This window comes from Flavobacterium gyeonganense (assembly GCF_029625295.1).
Classification (GTDB): Bacteria; Bacteroidota; Bacteroidia; order Flavobacteriales; family Flavobacteriaceae; genus Flavobacterium; species Flavobacterium gyeonganense.
The window spans coordinates 1468093-1481272 of record NZ_CP121112.1; the positions used below are offsets into that span (position 1 = coordinate 1468093).

The 13180-nt window shown below is 38.7% G+C and carries 7 protein-coding genes; all 7 read right to left on the reverse strand.

From position 1 onward, the window contains the following. Positions 1–177: 177 nt before the first annotated feature. The gene (locus tag P5P89_RS06455) at positions 178–864 is read right to left on the reverse strand and encodes a BRO family protein (protein ID WP_278011219.1); all 687 of its coding nucleotides are present in this window, start codon (positions 862–864) and stop codon (positions 178–180) included. 53 nt (positions 865–917) lie between these two features. Beyond that, on the reverse strand, positions 918–3671 hold the full coding sequence (locus P5P89_RS06460) for a glycoside hydrolase family 78 protein (protein ID WP_278011220.1): 2754 nt from the start codon (positions 3669–3671) through the stop codon (positions 918–920). 111 nt (positions 3672–3782) lie between these two features. Then, complete coding sequence (locus P5P89_RS06465) at positions 3783–5351, reverse strand: MGH1-like glycoside hydrolase domain-containing protein (RefSeq protein ID WP_278011221.1); 1569 nt, start codon at positions 5349–5351, stop codon at positions 3783–3785. 146 nt (positions 5352–5497) lie between these two features. Further along, complete coding sequence (locus tag P5P89_RS06470) at positions 5498–6223, reverse strand: HNH endonuclease (RefSeq protein ID WP_278011222.1); 726 nt, start codon at positions 6221–6223, stop codon at positions 5498–5500. Positions 6224–6246: 23 nt separating this feature from the next. Continuing rightward, positions 6247–8712 carry a glycoside hydrolase family 95 protein gene (locus P5P89_RS06475; RefSeq protein ID WP_278011223.1) on the reverse strand — a complete coding sequence of 822 codons (2466 nt, stop codon included), beginning with the start codon at positions 8710–8712 and terminating at the stop codon, positions 6247–6249. A gap of 205 nt (positions 8713–8917) precedes the next feature. Further along, a complete protein-coding gene (locus tag P5P89_RS06480) occupies positions 8918–10345 on the reverse strand; it encodes an acetylxylan esterase (RefSeq protein WP_278011224.1) in 1428 nt (475 codons plus the stop codon). Positions 10346–10354: 9 nt separating this feature from the next. Beyond that, a complete protein-coding gene (locus P5P89_RS06485; RefSeq protein ID WP_278011225.1) occupies positions 10355–13012 on the reverse strand; it encodes a glycoside hydrolase family 78 protein in 2658 nt (885 codons plus the stop codon). Positions 13013–13180 lie beyond the last annotated feature (168 nt).

A 13180-nucleotide genomic window follows, 5' to 3' on the forward strand; every position in this document is an offset into this window, starting at 1 on the left:
CCCGACAAAGAAATAATTGTTTCAAAACAACTTTTAACTTTTAATTTATTCTGGTAAATTTTGTTTCAAAGGAGGCAAAAAATTCTCTCCAGTTACTACATTTTTACCCGTATTATTTTCTAATTCTATTCTTGCATTTTTAGCAACTGTGCCACCTTTCTTGCTGGCTTTAGCATTTTACAGCAATCCTTTTGCTTCATCATTTTCGGCTATTTGTCTGGTAGAAAGCTCAGCAAGTGCAGTAAAAATCAATTCAGCTTCACTCATGTGATCGCGTAAGTTTTGCGATTTTAATCCTTTTACTTCTTTATGCTTTTTCACCGAAAGTCCTGTCCATTCCTGATGGATGATATTGGTTAGAATAGCAAATTCTTTTTTCTCTTCAATACCTGCTTCTTTCCAATAATCGGTTAGTTTATTCCGCGTCTCCTGCCCCATCATCCGCTGCTGAATCCACTTTTCGCTTCTCCCGTGTTCTTTCCAGTTTTCTCTTGCACGATCTACACTTTGAGAAGGATCCTGAATTTCCTGAATACGTTCATACCCTACTTTTGCCAGCCATTGTTTAAAAGGTTCTGCTTTTGGTGATGGGATAGATTGTACCAATCGAAGAATATGCTCAACATTCCCTGCCAGTGTTTTTCGTTTTTTTCCATTAGCTAGCATTGTTATCTGGGGACAATTTGTCCCTATGTAGCTTCCAAGTTCAACATCTCTTTTCCTTATCTTTTTTAAATAATCTGTAGGATTTTTAGAATCTGTTAAAGCTTCAACAATATCCACTATTGAAAAATACCATATTTCATTATCAGAATCATAATGGCTTCTTACTTTTCTATCTTCAAAAATTTTAACGGCATCCATATAGTATTATGTTTAAACTCTCTTGCAACAATACGAAAAACCTCTTAATTTTCTTACTTCACATTCAAAACATAAGAACCAGATTCCAAAGTCAGGATAATATTATTATTTTCTGTTTTATAAGAAGATGAAAATTTATCCAGCTTCTTATTGTTTACCGTTATCGATGAAACATCAGCTGTTGGCAGATACACTATTGCCGATGAATTCGCCGGAATGGTAATTTTCCACTGCAATGTGTTTTTACTTTTCTTCCAGTCACTTTTGATTAAACCGTAAATGGATTCATAAGATGCATTTACAAAAGTCAGTCCGGCGTTGAAATCCGGTTTCATAATGATTTGTTTGAAACCCGGAGTTTCAGGATTACTCTTGATTCCCGCCATATTTTCGTAGTACCAGATCAATAAATCACCCAAAAGCATCACGTGGTTTTGCGAATTCATCGACGGGTCTGCGGTATTTCCGTTCCATAATTCCCAAATGGTTGTTGCACCGTTTTCGACCATAAATCCCCAGCTTGGATAAGTTTTATTTGAGGCCAATTTGAAAGCCAAATCCCCTCTTCCGAAGTTCGTCAGCGTACGCATCAAAAATTGTGTTCCGATAACTCCTGTGCTGATATGACCGTTTTTGGTCACCTCAACTTCGTGAACCATATTCTGGAAAACTTTATCTTTTAAATTTTCCGGGACCAAACCAAAAGCCAATGGCAAAACGTTTGCTGTCACGGTGTTATTTGCGTAATAATTTTTCTCTGTATTTAAAAATTTAGCATTGAATGCTTTTTTAATTCTCACAGCCAAATCATCATAATAGACAACATCAGCATCCGCTTTTGCGATTACGGCAAACTTTTTCATAATAGTCAAAAGCTGATAATAAAATGCACTCGACAACAATTGTCCATCCGTCAAACGGGCAGGATCTTTGGAACGAATCAACTCTAATGATTCCGGCGGAACGCACCAATCACCGTATTTGTCCTTGTCCATTAAATCATTTTGAAGATAATTTTCTTCCATATACACCATCCATTTTTTCATAGACGGATATTGTTTTTTGATCACTTCTGCATCATCAAATTGATGGTACAGCATATCGCCCACCGTGATATACGTTCCCGGCCAGGTCACATTATCGCCATAATAACGCCAAAAAGCCGGTGCCACATCTGGCAATCCTCCGTCCTGAGTCTGCGAATATTTAATATCATCGAGCCATTTGGCATACAAAGTCTGATTATCGAATAGAAAACTTTCACCATAAGCACCTGTCGTTCTATCGCCCAGCCAAGGCTGACGCTCGTTGCGTTGAGGACAATCGATTGGCATTCCTTTGTAATTTCCGCTGATTCCCCACCACGCATTTTTGAAAATCTGGTTCATCGTCGCATCCGAAGATTCAAAAGTTCCGGTGGTTTTGATATCATCATACACCACTTTTCCAATGAAATTATCCACTGTTGGTTTGGTTGGAAAACCCGAAATCTCTACAAATCGGAAACCGTGAAAAATGAATCGTGGTTCCCAAATTTCTTCACCTTCACCTTTTAAAGTGTAAACATCGGTAGTTTTGGCATCACGCAAATTGGCAATGTACAACGAACCATCAGCCTGCAAAGATTCGGCAAATTTCATCGTGATTTGGTCACCGCTTTTCCCTTTTACTTTCAGTTGTAACCAGCCGACCATATTCTGCCCCATATCCAAAATATATGTTCCTTTCGCAGTCGCTTTGATTGAAATTGGTTTTACCTCGCCCATTATTTTCATATTTGGCGTCATCTGTGCTTCATAAAAACCGCCCGGTTCCTGAACGTATCTGACATTTACCCAGGTTGCATCATCAAAATTGGTCGTAGCCCAGCCTTTCATTTCCTTGCGGGCATCGTATTCTTCGCCGTCGTACTCGTTGTTGGATAGAATCGGTCCGTCAGTGGTTAATTTCCAGGTGTCATCTGTTCGGATAACATCTTTGGTTCCATCGGTATATTCAACAAACAACTGCAAAGCCATTTTCGGAAAACCAAATGATTTGATTTTATACGGTTTGTAATCCTGACGCATCGCAAAAAAACGTCCGTTTCCTAAAATCGTTCCCAGCATGTTTTTGCCTTCTTTCAGTTGTGAAGTCACATCAAAAACATTGTATTTTACGTTTTTGGTGTAATCCGTCGGAACGGGTGCCAAAACCTGATCGCCAATTTTATTTCCGTTGATATAGAGTTCATACAAACCCATTCCCATAATATAAACTTTGCCATTTTTGACTTGTTTTTTTAGGTTGATTTCTTTTCGCAAATAACGCGCAGACAATCTCGAATATTGGGAAATGCTATCATCTTTCGATAATTTTTCATACCCAATCCAGCGAGTCGATTTCCAGTCAGCATAGGTTAAAATCCCGATGCTGAAATGAGCAGTTGTAGTTGATTTTATTTCGCCTTTATTGGTAAAAACAGTTACTTTCCAAAACGCGTTTTGTCGGTCTCCCAGCTTTTTTCCGTTGTAAATTATATTGACAGATTCGTTGCTTGATACTTTTCCGCTATCCCACAAATCAGCTTTGTTTGCGTTTAGATTTTCTAATGTCGAAGCAACCATAATTTGATAAGCGGTTTGTTTTATATCATTCACATCCGACTTTATCTGCCAGCTCAAACGGGGCTGAACGACATCAATTCCTTCCGGATTGTTAAGCATTTCGCATTGCAGATTTGTTACGCTGATTTTATTTTGGGCTTGCGCCGAAAGTGAAATCAAGGTTATAATGATGAATGTAAGATGTAAAAAAAACTTTTTCATTTTATTTTTATTTTTTTATTCTCGCAGATTTTGCAGATTCGGCAGATCAAATTTTTACTCAAATAAATCTGCTATATCTGCCCAATCTGCGAGAAAAATTTTAATACAAAGTTACTCAGAAACTAATTTCTCCAATTTTTCTGAAACAGCAATTTCCTTACCATTCTTAAAAATCCTAAAACCTTTTCCTTTATGATATTTCTCCCCTGTTTTATCCCAAAGAATCGTTATGATATTCCCGTGATACAACACATTATCCAGACAAAACCAATCCCATTTTTCCTGTGGAATCAACGGATTTACTTCAATCTTTTCATCTGCTCTCGGACGTAAACCCACCAATCCCGTAATCATCAAATCGTTAAAAGTCGAATGGTTGTAATAACGGCTTCTTTCTTTGTCGCCCATCAGCCAATAACCGGTTGTTTCGTCCAGATATTCTCCAATGTATGGCTTTCCTCGGTAATATTGCGACTGCACATACAAATCCATTTGCTTGAAATAATCGGTTTTGGCTACGAAATTCTGATCATAATTATTCAGAACATTCGCCAAAGCCGTCAAAGTCTGTGAACTCGCAAAAGGCCAAATTGCTCCGTCCCATTCACAGGTTCCTGTGCCATGAGTCCTGAAACGCGGACTTCTGCGCTCCGCTGTTGTCAAACCAAAAGGCGCCGAAAACCCTTTTTCATCCTTAATCTGCTCCCAGGCTTTTTCAAAACCTTTGTCTTTTTTTGGCAAATTAAAATACCACGGAATAAATCCAATTGCTTCTCTCACCTGAGCCAGCGTATCTTTTTCGGTAAACGTTTCAAAGAATTCACTTTTCGGATTCCATAATTTCGTTTCCACCAATTGTTGCAAAACATCGGCTTTGGCTTTAAATTTTGCCTCCGTTTCTTTGTCACCTTTCATCGATGCCATTTTCGAAATTGCCACGGCATTTCCAAACATATAACTGTTAATCGTCGGTCTTGCATTTTGTACTTTTCGCCCGCCACTCAACGACTCTTCCATTCCGTCCTTTACATCGTGTTGCCAAAACAAACCATCCTTGCGCTGACGGTCTTTTTCCCAAACAGCATAATCCGCAACCATATCCGGGTACATATCCAATAAGAATTTTTCATCCTTATTCACCAAATACCGATTGTACAATGCATCAGCTGTCCAACTGCTGAATTTATACAATTTGTTCATCGGTTTTCCTTCATTGCCACGGTACCAAATTTTGACATCCTGCTCAATGTACTGCGGATCGTGCACCCAGCGAAATTCATTGATGTGATGCCCCACTGCACAAGCAATCAAATTGTATTTATCGGCATAAGAACGATCTACTAAAAACTCGGTGATTCCGAAACCAAGTGGCGTTTTCTTGATGTGTTTTCGAGCCGTCCACCAACGATAATAATAAATCTCCTCAAAATTCTGCTGTGGACATTCAAACAACGGAACATTCTTTTCCATCCACGCCCACGCACTGTCATTCGGAATCGCAAATTTCAGATTCTCGTCCTCCATCTTGTTGAAATAATCCACATAATGCTTAAAATTATCCGCTTTCAAAACAACCGAAGTTCCTTTTTTAGAATGCCCCGCACCCGATTTACAACCGCTGTTCAAAGCCGAAATCAGGATAACAAAAGCAATTATTTTGTATTTTAATTGGTGTAACATATTCAAATTATTTTAATTTTTTGGGCGTGACCCTTCGTGAAAAACTACGGGTCGTGCTGTACGTTCCCGCTTTTTTTTGGTCGGCTGAAAAAGTCTCTCAAAAAAAGAGCTCCACTGCCATCACTCACGCGGTCTCACGATCACGTTTATTTATCCATCATTTCTTTTAATTCTTCAATCGAATAAGCTGGTGTTCTTTTATGTAACATAGCGTGGCAATTCGGACATACAGGAATCAAATCTGTTAAAGGATTTACAGAATATTCTTTTCCTATAGTTGATATGTCAATTTTATGATGAACATGTATAAATTCAACCCCTAATTCACCAAACTTATCTTTAAAATTGAAGTCACAAACTTGACAATTAAAGCCAAAATGTTCAATACATTTTTTCCTTGCAATTTGATTTCGCTCGTAACTATTTACTAAAACTTGTTTAGTTTTTCCCTCCGCGTATTCAATCTTAGGGTTTACTTCGTCTGCGTATACAATATTAGAAGGAATATGATCGATTAATTTTACATACTTATTATAAATATCTTTTCCTTTTTTAACTGAAGAACCTGATTTCTCCTCATAATAATCTATATGTTGTGATAATGAAAGTAAAGCATTTTGAAGTCCATTTACTCCGTTTTCCTCATATATTTTTCTTAGAAAATATTCAGTTCCATAAATATTAGTTGTCCTAGTAAATAATTTACCTTGAATCAAATTAGAATAATTATAGATATAATCTACAGCCGAATTTTCATTCATTCCAATATTGGTCAACACACTTATTCCTTCTTTAAGTGATAATTTATTGGCATAAAAATCTTTCCCAATTTCAAATGATTTTTCAACCATTTCATCTGTTATTTTCCCCATAATATTCTAATGTTTTGATACTTTTAATTCGCAGAAAAACTATACGTCTGCCCCGCTTTCATTTCCACATCATATTCATTGTACTTTGGCAATTGTACTTTCGGCAATTTTGCTTCTTTAGAAATAATCGGTTTCTTTACTTCAACATCATAAAACAACAGATTTGGGTTTTTTCCTTTTGCTTTTTTAAGCACAATTCCTTTGTCTGCTTTCAACGTGTTTTCCAATTTCAATCGACAGTTTCCTCCTAATTTTGAGTACACTTTCAAAGTCGAAATTTTATTGTTTTTCCAGGTCATATCGATTACAAATCCGCCTCGGGTTACCAAACCTTTGATGCTTCCGTCTTTCCAAACCGTTGGCAAAGCAGGCAATAAATGAATCGCATCTTCCTGACTCTGCATCAGCATTTCGGCGATTCCGGCAGTACAGCCAAAGTTTCCGTCAATCTGAAACGGCTGGTGAGCATCCAACATATTAGGATACGTTCCACCGCCTTTTCTTTGGTCGGCGGTTACCAAATGTAATTGATCCTGAATCAGTTTGTAAGCATGATTTCCGTCTAATAATCTTGCCCATAAATTCACTTTCCAGCCCATTGACCAGCCTGTCGATTCGTCTGTTCTGTAAATCAACGATTGTTTCGCTCCTTCAAACAATTCCGGTGTTTTAACTGGTGAAATCTGATTACTCGGAAACAAGCCGTACAAATGCGAAACGTGTCTGTGATTGTCTTTTGGATTATCCCAATCGTCCTGCCATTCCTGCAACTGACTGTGTTTCCCGATTTTCATCGGAGGCATTTTTGCCAAAGCATCACTTAATTTTTTCGTATAATTTTCATCCGGAGCAACCAATTTTGAAGCTTTGATCACATTCGAAAACAAATCAAAAACCAACTGATTATCCATCGTAGTTCCCGAAGCAATAGTTGCTTTTCCGGTACCGCCAGCGTGTGTATTTTCAGGAGAACTTGACGGTACTACCACCAAATAGCCTGTATTTGGATCGGTAATCATAAAATCCAAAAAGAAATCGGATGCTCCTTTGATTACAGGATAAATTTCTTTTAAATAATTGATATCTCCGGTGTACAAATAACGTTCCCACAAATCTTGCGAAACCCACGCACCACCAGTCATCCACATTCCCGATGCAGCCGAATCTACCGGAGCGGTTACGCGCCAGATATCAGTGTTATGATGCAAAACCCAGCCGTTGGCGTTGTACATTGTTTTTGCTGTTACTGCTCCCGTAACGCTCAATTCTTTTGCCATTTGGATAAAAGGCTCGTGCATTTCGGTAAGATTGGTGACTTCAGCAGGCCAATAATTCATCTCGGCATTGATGTTTGTTGTGTATTTAGAATCCCAGGGCGGAGTTACCATATCGTTCCAGATTCCCTGTAAATTGGCAGGCTGACCTCCCGGTTGTGAACTCGAGATCAATAAATAACGTCCAAACTGAAAATATAAACTCGCCAATTGCGGATCGAATTGATTTTTGAAATCACGGATTCTTTCGTTCGTCGGTTTTTTAATAGCATCGTTTGAACCTAAATCCAAAGCCACTCTGTTGAAGAATTTTTGATAATAGGCAACGTGTGCTTTTTTAATTTCATCGAAACTTTTCGGTAAAGCTTTCTCCAAATATGCTTTGCTTTTCGATACTTCATCTTCGGTAATGTCCTGATAATTTTTGAAATTGGTCGCTATCGAAATGTAAAGCGTTACCTCATCAGCTTTGTTGATGATTAGGATTCCGTTGCTTGCCGAAACTTCTCCGCCTTTATTTTTGGCTTCGATTCGTCCCTGAAATTTTACTTTTCCTTTTACGTTTTCAAAATTAGTTCCAACTCCCGAAAGGATAATTTGACTCCCTTCTGTCGAAGGAACGGTTTTGTCAATCGGGCTGTTCATAAAAACATTGGCCGTAATCTGTCCCGGCTGACTTGCCGACAATTTTACTACAATCACCTGATCTGAAAAAGATGTCAAAATTTCTCTGGTAAATTCTACTCCGTTTACGGTATATTTTACTTTTGCCGTAGCGTTTTCGATATCTAAATCACGGTAATAATTCGTGTATTTTTGATGTCCCGGAAACGAAATATAAGCGCTTCCAAAAGTCTGGTACGGCATTCCGTCGTTGGTCTGCGACATAATATCACGGGTTGCCAAATCCTGTGCTTCGTCAAATTTTCCTTCAAAAACCAGCTGTCTTACTTTTGGCAACGCCTCGATTGATTTCATATGTGCGTTGCTGTTTGGCGAACCTGCCCAAATGGTTTCTTCGTTCAATTGCAAACGCTCCACTGCGGGATCACCAAAAACCATTGCGCCCAAACGGCCGTTACCCAAAGGCAAAGCTTCGTTCCAGATGGTTGCCGGTTTGTCGTACCACAATTTTAGTTCGGTTTTGGTCTGCGCTGTTGAGACGAAGGAAACAATTCCAAAACAGATAGCTGTAATTTTATTTCTCAAATTCATATTTTATATTTTTTAGGGAAGACCCTAATTATTTTTTAACCACAAATTGCACAAATTAGCGCAAATTTTTTCAAGTTACGTGAGCGCGTGAGGGATAGAAGCTGGCTACCGAAGTAGCGCGGATAGCCCGACCCGATTTGGGAAAGGGGGCGACTAAACGGTTTCGAGAGTTGCCCCCTTTTTCAAATCGGGTCACGCCCAAATACTATTTCTTCACTTCGTAAATTTTCAGATTTTTTTCTCCGAACATTTCATATAATTTGTCGATGTCTTTTAATGCGTTTTTCGGCAGATTTTCGGCTTTGTTGCCAAAAACATATAATTTATCGTAAGGCTCAATCACGCAAGTGGACTCGTCGATTTCGCCTTTTTCATTCTTCACTTTGTTCAGATCCAAGCCTAAATATTTCGCCATAAACGGATACAAAGCCATACGTTTTGAAACACCAAAATCGTGTCCTTCATTGGCAAAATGGGCATTTTCTACCAAATCTTTCTTGCCGTACAATTCATAAGTTCTTTGGATAAAAGGGAATTCCAATTCGGGAACGGCCAGTGTCCAGTCTTTTCCGTCGGAAACAATCAATTGTGGTTTTGGCGCCATCATTGCGGAGATTTCGGCATTATTGGTTCCGTTTCCGCAAAGGTGGATTCCGCGACCGCTCTCGCACGGACAACCGCCCGAAAAATGTGAGGAAACCATCACCACGGGAGCCGAAACTGTGATTCGATCGTCTAAAGCGGCCAGAAACATCGTGTGCGAACCTCCGCCGGAACCGCCGGTAACGCCCACTCTAGAAACATCGGCATTTTTTATGGTGGCCAAATAATCCAATAATCGGATTCCGCTCAAGACCTGAACGGTTGAGGCTATGCTGTTTCGGTGCGTTTCTTCGGGAAATTGCAATAAGGATTCGCCCCAGGCAAATAAATCATAACTCACTACTATGGCGCCCATTTTAGCCATGATGGCACAACGGTACTGCTCATCTTTTCTATATCTTCCGTCACCGAAATGTCCGTCGGGCGTTAAGATAATTGCCGATTTTTTGTTTAGCGGATAGGGTTTGTAAATAGATCCGGTCGTGTAAACTCCTGGCAGAATTTCTAAAGCGATGTTCTCTACGCTGTAATCTTTATAAATCCTTTTTGGGGTTAAAAGTGGTTTAGACTTTGGTGTTGGGGGCGCCTTGTCTAAACCAAATGACGTGGTCATACAAGCTTTTAACTCGTTTTTTCGTTTTTCCCAGTCGGCAACATTCGAATATAAAGTGGTTAAATAATCCAAACGCTCTTTGCCTTTATCGACTGAAACTTTATGGTTTTCATATTTTCGGATTTGGTATTTTCCGTCCGGCTGTTTGAAATAAGTAAGCTCAAAAGGCACCAAAACATTCGCCAGAGAAACTTCTAAATTGCCTTGTTCAATTCGCCAATCGGCGTAATCAAGTTCTTTTCCTTTCAGTAAACCTCTGTCGTCAATTATGGTGATTTTGAAAATGGTTTCTATATTTTTTATAGTTTCTGAAACCGGTTTTCTGAAATTTGTATCGGATGTGCATTGCGCCTTTGCATGCGTCAATCCGAAAATTGAAACCAGTAAGGCAAACAGTATGTTTTTAATTGTAGTCATTTTTAAATCTTATAATTTGCATTCAATTGTATATTTTCCTGAACCTAATTTCAAATCTTTAGTCGGTTTTCCGTTGACATTTATTTCGGAATTCTTTGCGATTGGCAATTTTATGGTCGCTGATGTATTCGCAGGAATGGCCACTTTCAGGATTAACTTTCCGTCTTTCTTTTCCCAGGCCGAAGCAATATTTCCGTAAATGGATTGGTATGTGGCTTTTACAAAAGTCATATCGCCCACGATTTCCGGCTGAATAAAGAAATGTTTGAATCCCGGATTTTGATCGTCGGGAACAATTCCGGCCAGACTTTGGTAAAACCATTCTTCGATTTGTCCCATCATAAAATGATTCCACGAATTTCCTTTGCGCGGATCCCATTGCTCGGTGAGAGTTGTTAGTCCAAATTTTATCTGAAATCCATAACCCGGTGCATCGTAATGGTTGTTCATTTTGTACATCGTTTCGTTTTCGCCGTTTCGTGCCAAAGCCTGAAATAAATAGCGGTTTCCAACATCGCCTGTCGTTAATCGGTCGCCTTTGGCTTTGATATCGGCTAATAAATTCTGCATTACTGCCTGTTTGTATTGCGGTTCTACGATGTCCATAAAAACGGGAACGGCATTGCTGAACTGACTGCTGGTTCCGTATTGTTTGGTTTCCGGATTGAAAAATTCCTTGTTGAAAGCATTTTTGATATCCGAAGTCAGCTTTTCATACTTCGTAATATCTTCTGTTTTATTTAATAGTTTTGCCGCTTTTGCAACTAAACTCGCTCCATAAAAATAATGAGAAGTTGCCGAAAGTGCAATCGGACTGTTTTTGGAATAACCCGCCGGATGAGTTCCGTAATCGTACCAATCGCCCAATCCGTGGGAGACGATATGATTGGTTGCTTTGGTTCCCAAATAATCCACATATCTTTTCATTACGGGATAATATTTTTCGATTAACGAAGCGTCGCCGTAATATTCGTAATACATCCACGGCAGAATCACGCCTGTAACTCCCCATTCCGGTGAATCAGTAAAATCGCCTCCAAAAACTACATATTCGGGAACGATGGTCGGAATTAATCCATTGTCACGTTGCGAATCTTCAATGTTCTGCATCGTTGCCGGAATAAAACTTTCCAGATTATAATTGAATAATAATCCCGGTCCGTTTAAGTGAATTTCTTCCAACCAGCCTAATTTTTCGCGTTGCGGGCAATCGGTGAAAACACTTTGAAAATTACTTTTGATAGCGTTGTTAATCAGCAAATGTGTCTTGTTGAAAATATCATTGGAAGATTCAAAAGTTCCTGCTTCTCCTGCCGAATTGTAAATGAAATTTGATTTTAAATCTACTAATGTCGGCAGATTTTCGTTCTTGGTTTCTTTATAATTGATGTTCTCTATCTGCACATATTGAAAACCGTAATAACTGAATTTCGGTTGCCATTCTTCAACGCCTTCGCCCTTCAGCGTATAATCGTAATAATACGGTTTTCCGGTTTTTCCCTGTCCGACCGTTCCGTCTTCATTCAGGCTTTCGCCTACCCAAACACGAACAGTTTGTCCTTTTTTTCCTTTGACTTTTATGGTCGTGAATCCCGAAAGATTTTGTCCCATATTGAAAACATAGAAATTAGGTTTCAGTTCTTTGGCTGTAGCAACTTCGTATTGTTTTTGGATTGTAATTGGTGTGGTAGTCTGTGGTCTTAAAACTCCTTTTGGTGCTTCCTGAACGATTACTTTTTTCCAATTTGAATCATTGAAACCCTTTTGGTTCCAGCCTTTTTGTTCTAAATTAGCATTGTAATCTTCTCCTCCAAAAATACTGTTGTAGGTAATCGGGCTTTTACTGTACTTCCAGCTTTCATCTGATTTTATAATGTCTTCGGAACCGTCTTTATAAATCACTTTCATTTTGAAAAATAAGGTTGGCGGACCAAAACTTACATAAAATTTCGAATAGCGTTCGGCAAGTGTATTGTACATTCCATTACCTAATAAAACACCAATTACATTTTCGCCTTTTTTTAGTTCTTCAGCGGATAATTCATAAGTGTTGAAGTTGACCGTTTTGTCGTAATCTGTCCATAAAGGGGCAAATTCACTGTTGCCAATTTTTTTTCCGTTAATCGTCAGTTCATAATGCCCTAAACCTGAAATGTAAACCACGGCTTCCTTTATTTCTTTTTTTACTTCGAAAGGCTTACGCAACATAATACTTCTGCGCGACAATGAATCCGAAGCATTAATCAGAGCGTCTTTTTTCTGTCTGTTGAAAGTGGCTGTATGGTAATTTCTACCTTCCGGTAAATGGCTGTCGGCTTTTGTAATCGCACCAATCCAGATTGGATTCAAATCTGATGATAAAGGTGACATTCTGAACAAAGCTGTTTTACTCCAATTGGATGCCTTGCCCTTTTGATTCCATACTTTGACTTTCCAGAAATATTTGGTTTCGCTTTTTAGCGGAGTTCCGCTGTAAGTAATTTGAAGATTTTTCTCTGAATTTACTCTTCCGCTGTTCCAGATATCGCCGTTGTCCTTTTTTAGATTTTCTTCCGAAGAGGAAACCAAAATCTGATAACCTATTTGTGAGGCATAAAATTCTTTTGAAACCAATTGCCAGCTTAATCTTGGCTGGTTAGTATTTACTGCCAATGGATTTTCTATCATTTCGCATCGCAAATGCTCAGCAGAAATTTGTCCTTTCGAAACGAACGATATCAAAAGACAAAAGAGGAATACTATGTTTTTTAAATTCTTCACGCTTTATTTTTTTTACCACAAATTGCACAAATTATTCTTTTTCTTTCAGTTAAAAGATTTGCGGAAATTTGTGGA